The organism is Stenotrophomonas sp. pho, assembly GCF_006228405.1.
GTDB lineage: Bacteria > Pseudomonadota > Gammaproteobacteria > Xanthomonadales > Xanthomonadaceae > Stenotrophomonas > Stenotrophomonas sepilia.
Window position 1 is genome coordinate 4,242,975 of the sequence record NZ_CP029759.1, and the last position, 15,256, is coordinate 4,258,230.

The 15,256-nt window shown below is 66.8% G+C and carries 14 protein-coding genes; 7 read left to right on the forward strand and 7 right to left on the reverse strand.

All coding sequences use genetic code 11. From position 1 onward, the window contains the following. Positions 1 to 32: 32 nt before the first annotated feature. Genes DL544_RS19835 through cyoA form a run of 5 tightly spaced genes read right to left on the reverse strand, consistent with a single transcriptional unit; the run spans position 33 to position 4,578 of the window. A complete protein-coding gene (locus DL544_RS19835; RefSeq protein WP_065179386.1) occupies positions 33 to 713 on the reverse strand; it encodes an SCO family protein in 681 nt (226 codons plus the stop codon). Positions 714 to 724: 11 nt separating this feature from the next. Further along, on the reverse strand, positions 725 to 1,057 hold the full coding sequence (gene cyoD, locus DL544_RS19840) for a cytochrome o ubiquinol oxidase subunit IV (RefSeq protein ID WP_139727891.1): 333 nt from the start codon (positions 1,055 to 1,057) through the stop codon (positions 725 to 727). A gap of 1 nt (position 1,058) precedes the next feature. Then, positions 1,059 to 1,694 (reverse strand): cytochrome o ubiquinol oxidase subunit III, encoded by a 636-nt coding sequence (cyoC, locus tag DL544_RS19845; protein WP_081280497.1) that lies wholly within the window; start codon positions 1,692 to 1,694, stop codon positions 1,059 to 1,061. Next, a complete protein-coding gene (gene cyoB / locus DL544_RS19850; protein WP_065186571.1) occupies positions 1,691 to 3,667 on the reverse strand; it encodes a cytochrome o ubiquinol oxidase subunit I in 1,977 nt (658 codons plus the stop codon). The genes cyoC and cyoB overlap by 4 nt, the downstream gene beginning before the upstream one ends. Before the next feature lie 5 nt (positions 3,668 to 3,672). Beyond that, positions 3,673 to 4,578, reverse strand: a complete 906-nt coding sequence (cyoA, locus tag DL544_RS19855; protein WP_065186572.1) for a ubiquinol oxidase subunit II — start codon at positions 4,576 to 4,578, stop codon at positions 3,673 to 3,675. Between the two features lie 183 nt (positions 4,579 to 4,761). On the opposite strand from cyoA, the gene DL544_RS19860 reads away from it, so the two are divergent. Genes DL544_RS19860 through DL544_RS19875 form a run of 4 tightly spaced genes read left to right on the forward strand, consistent with a single transcriptional unit; the run spans position 4,762 to position 8,634 of the window. Then, entirely contained in the window at positions 4,762 to 6,177 is a 1,416-nt protein-coding gene (locus DL544_RS19860) for an aminotransferase-like domain-containing protein (RefSeq protein ID WP_065179383.1), read from the forward strand. A gap of 55 nt (positions 6,178 to 6,232) precedes the next feature. Then, a complete protein-coding gene (locus tag DL544_RS19865) occupies positions 6,233 to 6,511 on the forward strand; it encodes a hypothetical protein (protein WP_235646037.1) in 279 nt (92 codons plus the stop codon). Beyond that, positions 6,511 to 7,110 (forward strand): DUF6436 domain-containing protein, encoded by a 600-nt coding sequence (locus tag DL544_RS19870; RefSeq protein WP_053497371.1) that lies wholly within the window; start codon positions 6,511 to 6,513, stop codon positions 7,108 to 7,110. Before DL544_RS19865 ends, DL544_RS19870 begins: the two co-directional genes overlap by 1 nt. Positions 7,111 to 7,119: 9 nt before the next feature. After that, the gene (locus DL544_RS19875) at positions 7,120 to 8,634 is read left to right on the forward strand and encodes an aminotransferase-like domain-containing protein (protein WP_139727893.1); all 1,515 of its coding nucleotides are present in this window, start codon (positions 7,120 to 7,122) and stop codon (positions 8,632 to 8,634) included. 70 nt (positions 8,635 to 8,704) lie between these two features. Here DL544_RS19875 and DL544_RS19880 read toward each other — a convergent pair whose 3' ends face one another. After that, positions 8,705 to 10,006 (reverse strand): aminotransferase class V-fold PLP-dependent enzyme, encoded by a 1,302-nt coding sequence (locus tag DL544_RS19880; protein WP_139727895.1) that lies wholly within the window; start codon positions 10,004 to 10,006, stop codon positions 8,705 to 8,707. Next, positions 10,006 to 12,408: a TonB-dependent receptor plug domain-containing protein gene (locus tag DL544_RS19885; protein ID WP_139727897.1), complete on the reverse strand. Its 2,403-nt coding sequence runs from the start codon at positions 12,406 to 12,408 to the stop codon at positions 10,006 to 10,008. Before DL544_RS19885 ends, DL544_RS19880 begins: the two co-directional genes overlap by 1 nt. 200 nt (positions 12,409 to 12,608) lie before the next feature. Between DL544_RS19885 and DL544_RS19890 the strand changes: the two genes are divergently transcribed. Genes DL544_RS19890 through DL544_RS19900 form a run of 3 tightly spaced genes read left to right on the forward strand, consistent with a single transcriptional unit; the run spans position 12,609 to position 15,255 of the window. After that, positions 12,609 to 13,436, forward strand: coding sequence for an AraC family transcriptional regulator (locus tag DL544_RS19890; RefSeq protein WP_139727899.1), 828 nt, complete (start codon positions 12,609 to 12,611; stop codon positions 13,434 to 13,436). A gap of 13 nt (positions 13,437 to 13,449) precedes the next feature. Further along, positions 13,450 to 14,529, forward strand: a complete 1,080-nt coding sequence (locus DL544_RS19895) for an alpha/beta hydrolase family protein (protein WP_065186579.1) — start codon at positions 13,450 to 13,452, stop codon at positions 14,527 to 14,529. 54 nt (positions 14,530 to 14,583) lie between these two features. Continuing rightward, the gene (locus tag DL544_RS19900) at positions 14,584 to 15,255 is read left to right on the forward strand and encodes a VOC family protein (protein ID WP_139727902.1); all 672 of its coding nucleotides are present in this window, start codon (positions 14,584 to 14,586) and stop codon (positions 15,253 to 15,255) included. The last annotated feature ends 1 nt before the right edge of the window (position 15,256 follow it).

Below are 15,256 nucleotides of genomic sequence, written 5' to 3' on the forward strand. Positions count from 1 at the left end.
AACGGTCGGCACCCACCGCGGTAGAGGTGGCGTCAGCGGGCGGCGAGTGTGCCGCTGTGCTTGAGGTGGCAGCTGGCCAGTGCGTCGTTGCCGGCGGCCGGGTGGCCGGGTTCGAGCAGCAGGCGCTGCACGTCCGAGAACAGCTTGTCCACCGGCATGCCGTATGGCGCGAACAGGCGCAGGCGGCCCTGGCGGTCGAACACGTAGCCACCGGCGATGTGGCTCATGGTGTAGGTATCCGGTACCTGGCCGGGCTCCTTTTCGTAGAACGCCTTGAAGTCGCTGGCCATCGCCGCCAGCTGTGCTTCGTTGCCGACCAGCGCGATTGCCTTGGGATCGAAGGCTTCCACATAGGTGCGCGCAACCTCCGGCGTATCGCGCGCCGGGTCGACGCTGACGAACACCACCTGCAGCTGGTCGGCATCCCTGCCCATCAGGTGCTTGACCTGGCTCAGCTCGACCATGGTGGTCGGGCACACGTCCGGGCAGCTGGTGAAGCCGAAGAACAGATAGGTCACCTGGCCCTGCAGGTCCTTCGGGCCACGCACGGTGCCGTGGCTGTCGGGCATCGACCACTGTTGGCCAAGTTCTTCGCAGGCAATGTCCTTGGAATAGAAGTCCATGCGCGACTGCGCACTACAGCCGGCCAGCAGGCCGAGCAGCAGGCCTGCGGCCAGCCGCAGGCCACGATGGGGGAACGCAATGCCGTTCACGGTTCGCAGGCTCAGTTGATCATCATGTGGTAGTGCATGCTCCAGATGATCCAGACCGACAGCGCGACGACGATGAACAGGATCACCATGGTGAACACGAAGCTGGCCAGGTTCCACCCGCCTTCGGACTTGCGGTCCATGTGCAGGAAATAGACCAGCTGCACCAGGATCTGTGCCACCGCGAAGCCGACCAGCAGGAACAGCGTGAGCGGCCGCGACAGCACCGGGTTCATCACCAGCGCGAACGGCACCACGGTCAGCAGCGCGCACAGCACGAAACCGATCAGGTAGGACTTGGTGGAGCCGTGCGCATTGCCGGCGCGCGAGGTTTCGACGTGGGCCATGTCAGAAGGCTCCGATCAGGTAGACGAAGGTGAAGACGCAGATCCACACCAGGTCCAGGAAGTGCCAGAACAGGCTCAGGCACGAAACGCGGGTGATGTTGGTCGGGGTCAGGCCACGGCGGTAGACCTGGTGCATGACCACCGCCATCCAGATCAGGCCGCTGGCGACGTGCAGGCCGTGGGTGGCGACCAGCGCAAAGAACGCCGACAGGTAGGCACTGGTGCTCGGGCCTGCGCCTTCGTGGATCAGGTGCGAGAACTCGTAGATTTCCATGCCGATGAACGAGGCACCGAGCACGAAGGTCACGCCCAGCCAGCGCAGCACCGCCGACGCATCGTGGCGATGCATCGCCAGCACGGCCTGGCCGTAGGTGATGCTGGACACCAGCAGCAGGAAGGTCTCGGCCATCACGAACGGCAACGAGAACAGCTCCTTGCCGGTGGGGCCGCCGGCATAGGCGGTGCTGAGCACCGCATACGAGGCGAACAGCGAACCGAACAGCACCAGGTCGGACATGAGGTAGACCCACATGCCGAACACCTTCATGCCGCCCTGCTCGTGGCTGTGGTCGTGTTCGTGATGGTCCTCGTGTGCCTGCGTGTCGGTGGCCAGCTCGGGGCGGGTCAACAGGTTCATGCGCGTACCTCCTTCAGCTTGGCAAGGTTGGCTGCTTCGGTGCGCGCCACCTCTTCGGAACTGACGTAGTAGTCCACGTCCTCGTCGTAGGACCGCACGATCAGGGTGACGATCATCGCGATGAAGCTGACCGCGGCCATCCACCAGATGTGCCAGACCAGGGCGAAGCACAGCACCAGGATCCAGATGTTGAGGATCAGTGGCACGCCGGTGTTCTTCGGCATGTGGATCGGCGCGTACTTCTTCGGCGGCGGCGGCAGGCCGCGCTTCTTCGCTTCATGGAAGGCGTCCAGCTCGTCGGCCTTGGGCACCACGGCGAAGTTGTAGAACGGCGGCGGCGACGGCGTGGCCCATTCCAGCGTGCGTGCGTTCCACGGGTCGCCGGTCAGGTCCAGGTTGCGCTTGCGGTCGCGCACGCTCACGTAGATCTGCACCAGCATCAGGATGATGCCCGCGAACACGAACAGCGCGCCGATGAAGGCGGCGATCAGGTACGGCGTCCACGCCGGGTTGTCGTACTGGTTCATGCGGCGGGTCATGCCCATGAAGCCCAGCATATACAGCGGCATGAAGGCCAGGTAGAAGCCGATCACCCAGCACGCGAACGACCACTTGCCCAGGCGCTCGTTGAGGGTGAAGCCGAACACCTTCGGGAACCAGTACGCGAAGCCGGCCAGGTAGCCGAACAACGCGCCACCGATGATGGTGTTGTGGAAGTGCGCAACCAGAAACAGGCTGTTGTGCAGCAGGAAGTCCGCTCCCGGAATGGCCAGCAGCACGCCGGTCATGCCACCGATGGTGAAGGTGACCAGGAAGGCAATGGTCCACAGCATCGGCACACTGAACTCAACGCGGCCACCGTACATGGTGAACAGCCAGGTAAAGATCTTCACGCCGGTGGGAATGGCGATGATCATCGTCATGATGCCGAAGAAGGCGTTGACGCTGGCACCGGAACCCATGGTGAAGAAGTGGTGCAACCAGACGATGAACGACAGGATGCCGATCGCCAGCGTTGCACCGACCATCGACTTGTAGCCGAACAGCTTCTTGCGCGCGAACGTGGCGGTGACTTCAGAGAAGATGCCGAACGCCGGCAGCACCAGGATGTACACCTCCGGATGGCCCCAGGCCCACACCAGGTTCACGTACATCATCGGGTTGCCACCCAGCGTGTTGGTGTAGAAGTTGAAGTCCAGGTAGCGGTCCAGGGTGAGCGCGCCCAGCGCCACGGTCAGGATCGGGAAGGCGGCGATGATGATCACGCTGGTGACCAGCACGGTCCAGGTGAACACCGGCATCTTCATCAGAGTCATGCCCGGCGCACGCATGCGCAGGATGGTGATGAACAGGTTGACGCCGGTCAGCAAGGTGCCGATGCCCGAGGCCTGCAATGCCCAGATGTAGTAGTCCACGCCCACGCCCGGACTGAACTCGATGCCCGACAGCGGCGGATAAGCCACCCAGCCGGTCATGGCGAATTCGCCAACGCCCAGCGAGATCATCATCAGCGCGGCGCCGACCACGAAGATCCAGAAGCTGAAGGCGTTGAGGAACGGGAACGCCATGTCGCGTGCGCCGATCTGCAGCGGCACGATGATGTTCATCAGGCCGACCACGAACGGGGTGGCCACGAAGAAGATCATGATCACGCCGTGTGCGGTGAAGATCTGGTCGTAGTGCTCCGGTGGCAGGAAGCCGTCACTGCCCGGCCCGGCCGCGGCCAGCTGCGCGCGCATCATCAGCGCGTCGGCGAAGCCACGCACCAGCATGACCAGCGCCACCACCACGTACATGATGCCGATCTTCTTGTGGTCCACGGTGGTGAACCAGTCACGCCACAGCGGGCCCCACAGCTTGAAGTACGTCACTGCGCCAAGCAGCGCGAGGCCACCCAGCACCATGGCCACCAAGGTGACCACGACGATCGGCTCGTGCAGCGGCACGGCCTCCCACGTCAATTTACCCAACATGTTCGTTACTCCTGGGAAACCTGGGCACCGCCGGCAGCGCCCGCCGGGGTAGCCGCAGCGGTGTTCTCACCGACGCCGATGAACTGGTCGATGACCTTCTTGAACAGCAACGGTTCAACACTGGAGAAGTGCTGCACCGGTGCGTTCTTCGACGGCGCGGCCAGCGCCTTGAACTGTGCGAAGCTGAGCGCGTCCGGCGCGCTGCGCACCTCAGCTACCCAGCGATCGAATTCTTCGTTGCTGCTGGCGGTGGCGATGAACTTCATGTTCGAGAAGCCATGCCCGCTGTAGTTGCCGGACATGCCACGGAACTGGCCGGGCTCGTTGGCGATCAGGTGCAGCTGCGTGCGCATGCCCGCCATCGCGTAGATCTGCCCGCCCAGCTGCGGGATGAAGAAGGTATTCATCGTCGAGTTGGAGGTGATGTTGAACGCCAGCGGGCGGTTGGCCGGGAAGTTGAGCTGGTTGACCGTGGCGATGCCCAGGTCCGGGTATACGAACACCCATTTCCAGTCGGTGGCGATCACGTCCACGTGCAGCGGTTCACCGGCCACGTCCAGCGGCTTGTACGGGTCCAGCTCGTGGGTCGACTTCCACACGATCACCGCCAGCACCGCGATGATGATCAGCGGCACGCCCCAGACCACGATCTCCACCTTGGTGGAGTGCGACCAGTCCGGCGTGTATTTCGCTTTGGTGTTGCCGGCGCGGAAGCGCCACGCGAATACGAAGGTCAGCACGATGGCCGGTATCACCACGATCAGCATCAGGCCGATGCAGATCAGGATCAGGTCGCGCTGGGCGAGCCCGACCAAGCCCTTCGAATCCAGCAGCACCCAGTCACAGCCCGACAGGCCGACGCAGGCCAGGGCGACCAGCGCCAGGCGGATGCGGTTCCAGCAGATATTCATTGGAGGTCAACCCTGTTGAAGAAGCGCGCTTGACCGGCTCGCCTGCGCGCAGCGCCCGGGCGTGGAGCGGCTACACTGTGGGTACGAGGTCGCCTACAAGCAGGCGAACCACTCCAATCAAGCCCATACAAGATACATCATTGTATGGACTTGTGCATCTGCACGTATGGAAAGAACTGACCGATGACGCCACCTGCAGCCGGCCGCCGCCTGAAACACCCCAATCGCACCTGGGTTCGCCCCTTCCGCGAGGGCGCCGGCCCGCTGTACCTGCAGATTGCCCAGCAGGTGCGCGAGGCGGTGGATGACGGCGTGCTGCGCCCGGGCGACCGCCTGCCGCCGCAGCGCGACCTGGCCCAGCAGGTGGGCGTGGACCTGACCACGGTCACCCGCGCCTTCGCCGAGCTGCGCCAGGCCGGCCTGCTCGACGCGCAGGGCGCCGGCGGCACCTTCATCGCGCTGTCGGCCGGCAACCGCAGCACCTCGGTGGACCTGAGCATGAACATCCCGCCGCTGCTGGGCAGTGCGCCGTTCGCGCAGGGCATGGAGGCCGGTTTCCAGCACGTGGGCCAGCAGCTGGGCCAGGGCGAACTGATGAGCTACCACGTCGGCGCCGGTACCCGCGAGGACCGCGCCGCCGCGGTGCAGTGGCTGGCGCCGATGCTGGGCACGGTGGGCGCCGACCAGGTGGTGATCTGTCCCGGTGCGCAGACCGCGCTGTGTGCACTGATCCTGGCTTGCACCCAGCCGGGCGAGCTGATTGCCGCCGAGCAGCTGACCTACCCGGGCCTGCTGGCCGCCGCGCGCGTGCTGCAGCGGGGTGTGGTGCCGGTGGCGATGGACGCCGAAGGCATGCTGCCCGATGCGCTGGAAGAAGCCTGCCAGCTGCGCCGCCCGCGCCTGCTGTACCTGGTACCGACCATCCAGAACCCGACCACGGCAACGATGTCGGCACAACGCCGGCAGGCCCTGTTGGCGGTCGCCAAGCGCCACGATCTGACCGTGATCGAAGACGATCCCTACTGGTTGCTGGCCGGGGACGCCGCACCGCCGCTGGCCGCCCACCGCGACGCCGGCTGCCCGGTGTATTACATCTCCACCCTGTCCAAGTGCCTGGCACCGGGCCTGCGCACCGCCTACCTGGTGGTGCCGGCCGGCGAACCGATGGAACCGGTGCTGGACGCCCTGCGTGCGATCGCGCTGATGCCGACCCAGTCGATGGTGGCGGTGGCCTCGCAGTGGATCCGCAGCGGCAAGGCCCAGGACATGGTGCAGCGCTTCCAGCAGGAGCTGCGCGAGCGCCAGGCGATTGCTGCGCAGTACTTGCCGTCCCGTGCCCAGGCCCATCCGGCCGGCCTGCATGTGTGGCTGCCGCTGCCGCCACGGCTGGACCAGTACCGGCTGATCCAGGCCGCGCAGGAACAGGGGCTGGGCATCGCCAGTTCCGACGCCTTCAGCGTGGAAGAACCGCCTCCGGGCAACGCGATCCGCCTGTCACTGGGCGGCGCGGTCGACCAGGGCGCGCTGGCCGGGGCCCTGGCCAAGCTGAATGAAATCCTGTCGGAAGCCCCCGAGGCCCGGCACAACGCCATCGTCTGAACCGGACGCATGGCCCCAAATCCATACAAAATGATATTTTGTATGCAATGTATGGATGAAGGGACGTGCCTCGATGCGCGCGGAGAAACTGAAGTTCCACCTGGTGATGGCCGGCTGCGGTGGCTTTGTGGTGTTTATGCTGGCTGTGCTGGCCTGGGTCTGCCTGCAGCCGCAGACCGTGGATGTGCAGGCCGCCGAACGCCACGCCATCGAGCAATGCGTGCAGCGCAGCGAGGATCCGTCGCGTAGCGAGATCCAGCGCCGGGCGCAGGCCGATTCCTGCCGCGAGATGCGCAAGCAGTACGTACACAAGTTCGGCGGGGACGCGTCCTGATGGGCGCAGCCGCGCCGCGTCGCCGCTGGTTGCTGCCGACGATGATCGCCCTCGCCTGCCTGTTCATGGCCGGCGTGGCGGCGGCGCTGTGGCAGTACTTCGGCTACAGCGCGCAGTCCACGTTCACCGAACAGGCCATCGTCTTCGACGACTCGCAGCTGCGCCTGCCGGCCGATCTGGCCGGTAATACCGGCCGCATCCGCGTGGTGCATTTCTGGGACCCGGCCTGCGGCGTGTGCAACCGCGAGACTGGTGCGCACCTGAGCTACCTGATCAGCATGTACCGCCGCGCCGGCATCGACTTCTACGCGATCCGTCGCCCTGGCACGCAGGGCGAACTGCCCGAGCCGCTGCGCAACAAGGTGATCAACCTGCCGACCATCGATGGCATCGAGCACATTCCGGCCAGCCCTGCCGTGGCGATCTGGGACCGGCAGGGCCATCTGGCCTACGCCGGGCCGTACAGCATCGGCATGGTCTGCAACTCGGCCAACAGTTTCGTCGAACCGCTGCTGGACAGACTGGTGCGCGGCGAATCCGTGCGCCCGAAAGGACTGCTTGCCGTGGGCTGTTACTGCCCGTGGCAGGCCAAGCGCTGAGGACGCGCAATGACATCACTGGCTCTGGGTGGCGTGGCCGCCGCAAACAACAACGGCGGTCACCTGTCCGAACCGACCGATGGTTATGGACAGGCTCCCGCCGTTGGAAGCAACGATACGCCCCGACATGCTCCGTACATGCCGCGACCGGATGTCGCAGCGCGCGAATGGGTGCAGGACGTGCTCGCGCACAACGGGCCGATCTATCTGCGCATCGTCAATTCGCTGGAGCGCACGGTGCGTCGCGGTGGTCTTGCACCGGGGCAGCGCCTTCCCTCGCAGCGCGCGTTGGCGCAGCAGCTCGGCGTCGACCTGACCACGGTAACGCGGGCATTCGATGAAGCGCGCAAGCGCGGCCTGATCGAAGCGCGTGGGCCACAAGGCAGTTTCATCGCACCACCCAAGGCTGGCTTCGACCAGGTGGTGGACCTGAGCATGAACGTGCCACCGGTACCCGATGCCGACGCGCTGGCCGAGACCCTGCGCCGCGGCGCCGCCGCCGTGCTTGCGCGCAGCAATGCACCGAACCTGATGACCTACCACCTGGGCGGCGGTAACCCGACCGACCGCCATGCGGCAGCGCGCTGGCTGCAACCGATGCTGGGCACGGTGGACGATGCCTGCCTGCTACTGACCGAAGGCGCCCAGGTGGCGCTGGCCGCGATCCTGCTCAGCCAGGGCCGCGATGGCGACGCGATCCTGTGCGATGCGCTGGTCTATCCGGGCCTGCTGCAGGCCGCAGCGGCGCTTGGCCGGCGGCTGTTGCCGGTGGACTGCGACGAACACGGCATGTGCCCTGAAGCGCTGCTGCGGCAGGCACGCGGGAGTGGCGCGCGGCTGCTCTATCTCAACCCCACCTGCCAGAACCCGACCGCGCTGACGTTGCCGTTGCAGCGGCTCGAAGCGCTGGCGCGTGTGCTGGAGAGTGAAGGCCTACTGGCGATCGAGGATGATCCGTACTGGCACCTTGCCGAAGAGGCGCCGGTACCCCTGGCGATGCTGGCACCGCGCCATGTGTTCCATGTGGCGACGCTGTCGAAGGTGATCAGCCCGGGCCTGCGCACCGCCTTCGTGCGCTGCCCGAGTGCCGCGCATGCCGAGGCGATGACCGCCGCGCTGCGGGCGACGCGGCTGATGGGCCATCCATTGGTGTCGGCGCTGGCCAGCCAACTGTTGCTGGATGGTTCGGCACAATCGCTGCTGGCGCAGGTGCGTGCCGAGGCGCGCGAGCGCGTGCGCATGGCCCGCTGCCTGCTGGCGCCGTCGCTGCTGCTGCGCGCCGAAGGCCTGCACGCCTGGTGCAGGGTACCAGCGCCATGGACCGACGCCACGCTGGTGCGTACCGCGCAGCTGCAGGGGCTGGCCATCGCTCCTTCATCGGCGTTCTGTCCGCCCGGGGTGCAGCATCAGCACGGCGTGCGGCTGTCGTTGGGGCTGGCGGCGGACCGACGGCAGCTGGAGAGCGCGTTGCGGCGGATTGACCGGTTGTTGTTGTCGGACGCGCTGCCGGCGATCGAGCGGTAGCCCTGGTAGTGCCGGCCGCTGGCCGGCAACGGCGTGCACGGATCATGAGGTTGCCGGCCAGCGGCCGGCACTACCCCAATGCCACCAGCGCCTGTACCAGCACATCCATCTGCGCCGGTCGGGTGAACACCGACGGTGTCACCCGCACGCAGGCACCCGACTCCAGGCCATCGCGATGGGTGGTGAAGATCCGATGCTCATCCAGCAAGCGCTTCTGCAGTGCCTGATTCTGTTCTACCGAGGTGCGCCCGCGCAGGCGGAAGCTGGCCAATGCGCTGGCCAGCGCCGGATCAGGCGACGACAGCACTTCGATATGCGCCATCTGCCGCGCAGGCACGGTCCAGCGCTCGCGCAGGTAGCGCAGGCGCGCCTGCTTGTTGGCTGCGCCGATGCGCTGGTGCAGCGCGATCGCTTCCGGCAGCGCCAGGTAAGCGGCGAAGTTGACCGTACCGGTGTGCACACGGCTGCCCACGCGGCCATCGTCGGTCTCGCCCATGTACGGGTCCAGGTCCGCAACGCGGCCCTTGCGCACATACATCGCGCCGACGCCGACCGGCGCACCGATCCACTTATGCAGGTTGATGCCGACGAAATCAGACTTCAGCTGCGGCACCGCGTAGTCGATCTGGCCAAACCCGTGTGCTGCATCAACGATCACGTCGATGCCGCGTGCGCGCGCACGTTCAGCGATTTCGGCCACCGGCAGCACCAGCCCATGGCGATGGCTGACCTGGGTCAGCAGCACCAGTTTCAGGCGTGGCAGCCGCGCGAACGCGGCCTCGTAGGCCTGCAGGATCTGCGCATGGTCGGGCACGGCCGGCAGCGCGATGCGCTCGACCTGCACGCCGCGGCGCTGCTGCAGCCAGCGCATTGCGCCGATCATGCTGTCGTAGTCGATATCGGCGTACAGCACCTGGTCGCCAGGCTGCAGGCGGTTGTAGCCGCCGATCAGCGCCAGCATCGCCTCGGTGGCACCGCGGGTGAGTGCGATCTCGTCGGCGCCCACGCCCAGCAGTTCGGCCACCTGCCGCTGCACCGCCATGTACTGCGCCGGGAACGCATGACGGCCATACCAGGCATTGCCTCGGTTCACTTCAGCGGTGTGGCGCTGGTAGCTGGCCAGCGTCTCGCGGCCCATCGCGCCCCAGTAGCCGTTCTCCAGATGGTTCACTTCGTCGGTGACATCGAAGTGGCTGGCCACGGCGGCCCAGTAGTTTTCATCGCGGGCCAGCACGTCCGGCGCCACGGTCGTTGCGGGAATCTGCATGGACGCAGCGTAACGCGTGGCAGCCATGGCCGGCAGTGAAGAAAGTGCGGCTGCGGCCGGCAGCAAGGCGCCGGCACGCAACAGGGAGCGGCGGGCCGGGTCCATCAGAAGCTCAGCCGGTACTGTGCGTACAGGTTGGCACCGTCGGTGTCGTATGGCGCGTTGCGCGAGTAGACCAGGCCGCGACTGGCCTGGAAGGTGGCTTCGTCCGGATAGCGGTCGAATACGTTGTCGGCACCGACGCGCAGGCTGTGATGTTCGTTGATGCGATAGCCGACGGCCAGGTCGAGGAAGCTCATCGCGCCGAAGCGCTGGTAGATATCGCCCACTGCATTGCCGCTGGAATCGGTCCAGGCGCCGTAGTAGCGCATGCGTGCCATCAGCGACCAGGCGCCGATGTCCCAGCTGCCGGTCAGGCTGCCCTTGTGCTCGGGCAGGCGATCCTCGAACAGCACGCGCTGGGTCTCGTTGGTGGCCACCGAGGTGCTGCCATTGTCCACGCGGGTGCGGTTGTAGTTGTAGGCCAGGGTCAGCGTCATGCGGCCGGCGCCGAGGTCGCGCAGGTAGTTGCCGACCACGTCCACCCCGGTGGTGGTGGTATCGAAGTCGTTGGTGAAATAGTTCACCGAGGTATAGCCCAGCGGATTGGGCGTACCGGCCGGAATGGCGAAACTGGCCGACTGGCTGAAGCGGTCGCTGAGCTTGATCTGGTAGACATCCACCGAGCCGGACAGGCCCAGGTCGGTGCGCCAGGTCAGGCCCAGCGACGCGGTCCGCGATTCTTCCGGCTTCAGCGGCCTGGCGCCGAGCAGCTGCGCCAGCGGATCGTTCGGCCACAGGCGGCCACTGGTGAAGATCTGCAGCGTGCGCGTATCCAACCCCTGGGTGGTGCTGGTGGTGTTGAGCTGCGCCGGCGTCGGTGCACGGAAGCCGCTGGACACGGTGCCGCGCAGGGCCACGTCCGGGGTGATCGCGAAGCGCGCCGAGAGCTTGCCGTCCAGCGTGCTGCCGAAGCTGGAGAAGTCCTCGTAGCGGCTGGCCGCACCGATGCTCCAGCGCTCGCCCAGCGGCACTTCCATGTCCACGTAGGCGGCCCTGCTGCGCTGGCTCCACTGCCCGGCCTGGCTGGCCGAGAAGCCGGGCGCGCCATTGGAATTGGCCTCCAGGCCCGCCGCAGCGCCCGGACCCACCGCGTACGAGGCCGGGTCGCCGGCACGCACCTGGTAGGTCTCCTGGCGGAACTCGCCACCGAAGGCGACGTTGACCGGCTGGGACAGCGCGGCCACGTCCCACTCGTAGTTGAAGTCTGCGTTGGCGTTCTTCTCGGTCTGGGTCAGGCGGCCAAGATCGAACGCGGTCGGGCTGGCCGGGCCGAGCGAGGCATTGATCGAGTTCTTCAAGCTGTAGTCGATGGCGTTGCGGCCATACGAGGCGCTGACATCCCAGCGCAGCTTGGGCGTGATCTCGCCGCGCAGGCCACCGACCAGCTGCAGGTCGTTCTGCGTGTTGCCGTACTGCGGGCTGAAGCCCACCGGATAGATCGAGCGCAGGTTCCAGCCCGGGAAGATGGCGGTGGTGCGGTACGCACCGGTGGTAGTGTCCGGATTGCGCCAGTTGAAATCACTGACGCCATCGCTGTGGCTGTACAGGCCGAAGGCATAGAACTCCAGCGTCTCGCTGGCATGGGCCTTCACGTTGAAGCCGACGCGGCGGCTTTCCAGTTCCGGCTGGCCCCAGCGCTGCACCGGATTGGGCACGTCCAGCTCCGGATGTGCAGCCTGGAAGGCGATCGCATCCGGGCGCTGGCGCGTGCGCGAGGTGGCGTCTGAGTTGGACGATTCGGCGAACAGCACCAGGCTGCCATAGTCGCCCAGCGACCAGCCGGTGCGCGCACTGAAATCGCGCGAGGCACCGTCGCCCTGCGCGTACTGCGAATAGCCGGCGGTGATCTCGGTGCCGGGCCCCTCTTCGAGGATGATGTTGATGACACCGGCGATGGCATCCGAGCCGTACTGCGCCGACGCGCCATCACGCAGCACCTCGATGCGCTTGATCGCGCTGGTGGGAATCTGTGCCAGATCAGCCGCCTGCGCACCGCGGTTGCCGAGCAGCGCGCTGCGATGGAAGCGGCGACCGTTGACCAGCACCAGGGTCTGGTCCGGCGACAGGCCACGCAGCGTGGCCGGACGCACGAACACCTGGCCGTCCGCCATCGGCAGGCGCTGCACCACGAACGACGGCACCAGCTGGGCCAGCACGTCCTTCAGGTCGGTGGATTCGACGGACGTGATGTCTTCCTTGCTGAACACGTCCACCGGCGCCAGCGTTTCGAACTGGGTGCGGTTGGACGCGCGGGTACCGGTGACCAGCATCGCGTCGAGCTGGGTGGGCGCGGCGCGGCTGCCGCCGGCGGCATCGACCGCATCGGCTTCCGCTGCGATCGCGCCTCCTGCGCTGGCCATGGAAAGGGCAAGGAGGATGGAACGCGAAAGCTTCGAACGATGCACGGCAGGGCTCCGGGAGGACGCGACAGGGCCAGCACCTGTGCGCACACAACAGGCCTGGACAAGGCGCGCAGTCTCGGCGCGATGTGTGAAGGAGGCATGACGTCAGTACGACAGCTTGAATCCGCACAGGCGCAAGAACTGCTAAACGCCGCGCCTGCCGATCCGCTACTGTGCCGGCATTGGATCCGGGGAACGGCAGGATGAGCGCGGCAGGCAAGGCGTTGTGGTACATCGAAACCCATGCGGACCAGCCCTTGGCGCTGGCCGACATTGCCGCTGCGGCCGGCCTGTCGCCGTTTCATCTGTCACGTCTGTTCCAGGCCCGCACCGGCACCCCGGTGGTGCGCTACCTGCGCGGGCGCCGCCTGACCGCTGCCGCGCAGCAGTTGGCCAACGGCGCCAACGACATCCTGCAGGTGGCGCTGGGTGCCGGCTATACCACCCATGCAGCCTTCACGCGTGCCTTCAGCGAACAGTTCGGACAGACGCCGGAGCGCGTACGCGAACAGGGCACCGATGGGCTGGCGCTGGTGCAGGCGATCCGCGTGGACGAGGCCCCGTCCGCCTGCATTGAAGCGCCCCGCCTGCTTGAGACGCCCGCGTTCCAGGTGGCCGGCATCAGCATGCGGCATACCCGCGACAGTGGTGGCGCGATTCCTGGCCAGTGGGCGCAGCTCAACCGCGAATGGCCGATGCCGGCGCCGATCAGCTTCGGCGTGTGCTGCAACAGTGATGACGATGGTGGCTTCGACTACATTGCGGCACTACCGGCAAGCACGGTGCCGAGCGTGCCTGCGCACTGGCGACGCGTGGACATTCCGGCGCGCCGCTACCTGGTGGCTTGGCACGGCGGACACATCTCGGCCATCCGCTCGACCTGGTTCTGGTTGCTGGATCATTATCTCCCTGCGTCCAACCTGAGCCTTGCCGATGCGCCGGACCTGGAGCGCTACGACGCCCGGTTCGACGAGCACAGCGGCAACGGCGGCGTGGAGATCTGGCTGCCCGTCGACGACCGTCACCACTGACAAGGAGTTGAAGATGCGCATGACCGCTGCTGTGCTGGGAGGAATGCTGCTGGCGTTCGCGAGCGTCGGCGCCGCCCGCGAAAGCGGCGTCGCCGGCGAGCGCCACGGCACGACGACGCTGGCCAGCGCCGCCGTGCGCGACGCAGAGCACCGTGACGCGCTGCGCTACACGGTCTGGTATCCGGCACCTGCAGGCAGCCGGGAAACCGCGCTGACCATCGGTCCACCCGACGCGCCGCTGTTCGACGTCGGCCGGTCGTCCAAGGATGCGCCGGTCGCCGGTGATCGCCTGCCGACCTTGCTGCTCTCGCATGGCAACGGCGGCAGCGCGCGCATGATGGGCTGGCTGGGCACCGCGTTGGCGCGGGCAGGCTATCTGGTGATCGCAGTCGATCATCCGGGCAACAACGGGGTTGACAGCATGACCCTGCCCGGCAGCGTACTGACCTGGCTGCGCGCCGATGACCTGCGTGCCGCACTGGCGGCTGTCCAGGCCGATCCGGTGCTGGGCCCGCATGTCGATCCTGAGCGCCTGGGGGTCGCCGGATTCTCGGCCGGCGGCTACACCGCACTGGTGGCGGCCGGTGCGCGACCGGACCTGCAGCGACTGCTGGCCTTCTGCACGGCGCATCCGGATGACGGCGTCTGCCGGCCCCAGCAGGAAGCGGCCACGCACACGATGGAGGCGCGTGTTGCCGCTGCGGCGTCGCCCGAGCTGTCGCCGTGGATGTCCCACGCCAACGACGCGCGCGCCATTCCCGGCGTGCGCGCGGTGTTCCTGCTGGCACCGGCAATCGTGCAGGCCTTTGCGCCCGAGCAGCTCTCCTCGCTGGAACAGCCCGTGTCGATCGTACTGGGCGAGGCTGACACGGTTGCGCCACCGCAGAGCAATGGCGAGGCTGCGCGTGCGGTGATTGCGGGCGCTGCACTGCAGGCGCTGCCCGGTGTCGGCCATTACGATTTCCTCGCCGCATGCACCCCGACCGGACAGCGGCGGCTGCAGGACCTGTGCAGGACGTCGGTGCCGAAGGCGCAGACCCACGCGCAGGCAGTGGACGCAGCAATACGATTCTTCAACCATTCACTGCGCTAGTGGCCGCCGGGCAGGCCCCAGCGTTACAGTGAGCGCGTCCATGGAGAATCGGTCATGCGCCTGCTTCACCTCACCCTGCCGGTGTCCGACGTCGCCACCGTCGCCGCGTATTTCCACGATGTGCTGCAGCAGCGCGTGGTCGGCAACCATGTGCACATCGGCTGGAGCACGATCGAACTGCAGGCGGCGGGTGATCACCCCATCGGTGGCGTGCACCTGGCCTTCAACGTACCGGACAACCGCTTCAGCGAGGCGATGGCCTGGTTGCGCGAACGTACCCCGCTGCAACGTAATCCTGAGGGCCTGGATTACTTTGCGCTGGAGAGCAGCTGGCAGTCGCAGTCGGTGTACTTCACCGGTCCCGACGGCCTGATCCTCGAGTTGATCGGCCGGCGCCGTCTGCCAGTCAGCACGCGCGCAGGCGCTTTCCATGGCAGCGAGCTGACCTGCCTGAGCGAGGTTGGCCTGCCCAGCCACGATGTCGATGCGGTGCGCGAACAGTCCAGCCAGCGCTTCGGCCTGCAGCCGATCAGCCCGCCTTCGCCGCAGTTCGCACCGGTGGGCGACGACGAGGGCCTGCTGATCATCGTCGCCGCCGACCGTCGTTGGTTCCCCGAGCAGAAAGACCTGCCCAATGCGCAGGGCGTGCAGCTGCAGATGGGTGATGTGAGCGGCAGCGGCGAGCTGCGCGATGCGACGCTGGGCTGGCGGGTGTGGGCGGCCTGAG

Coding starts and splice junctions, on each gene's coding strand:
- DL544_RS19860 (WP_065179383.1), top strand. CDS start 4,762: ATGACGCCACCTGCAGCCGGCCGCCGCCTGAAACACCCCAATCGCACC.
- cyoD (WP_139727891.1), bottom strand. CDS start 1,057: ATGGCCCACGTCGAAACCTCGCGCGCCGGCAATGCGCACGGCTCCACC.
- DL544_RS19900 (WP_139727902.1), top strand. CDS start 14,584: ATGCGCCTGCTTCACCTCACCCTGCCGGTGTCCGACGTCGCCACCGTC.
- DL544_RS19895 (WP_065186579.1), top strand. CDS start 13,450: ATGCGCATGACCGCTGCTGTGCTGGGAGGAATGCTGCTGGCGTTCGCG.
- cyoB (WP_065186571.1), bottom strand. CDS start 3,667: ATGTTGGGTAAATTGACGTGGGAGGCCGTGCCGCTGCACGAGCCGATC.
- DL544_RS19875 (WP_139727893.1), top strand. CDS start 7,120: ATGACATCACTGGCTCTGGGTGGCGTGGCCGCCGCAAACAACAACGGC.
- cyoC (WP_081280497.1), bottom strand. CDS start 1,694: ATGAACCTGTTGACCCGCCCCGAGCTGGCCACCGACACGCAGGCACAC.
- DL544_RS19870 (WP_053497371.1), top strand. CDS start 6,511: ATGGGCGCAGCCGCGCCGCGTCGCCGCTGGTTGCTGCCGACGATGATC.
- DL544_RS19865 (WP_235646037.1), top strand. CDS start 6,233: ATGAAGGGACGTGCCTCGATGCGCGCGGAGAAACTGAAGTTCCACCTG.
- DL544_RS19880 (WP_139727895.1), bottom strand. CDS start 10,006: ATGGACCCGGCCCGCCGCTCCCTGTTGCGTGCCGGCGCCTTGCTGCCG.
- DL544_RS19890 (WP_139727899.1), top strand. CDS start 12,609: ATGAGCGCGGCAGGCAAGGCGTTGTGGTACATCGAAACCCATGCGGAC.
- cyoA (WP_065186572.1), bottom strand. CDS start 4,578: ATGAATATCTGCTGGAACCGCATCCGCCTGGCGCTGGTCGCCCTGGCC.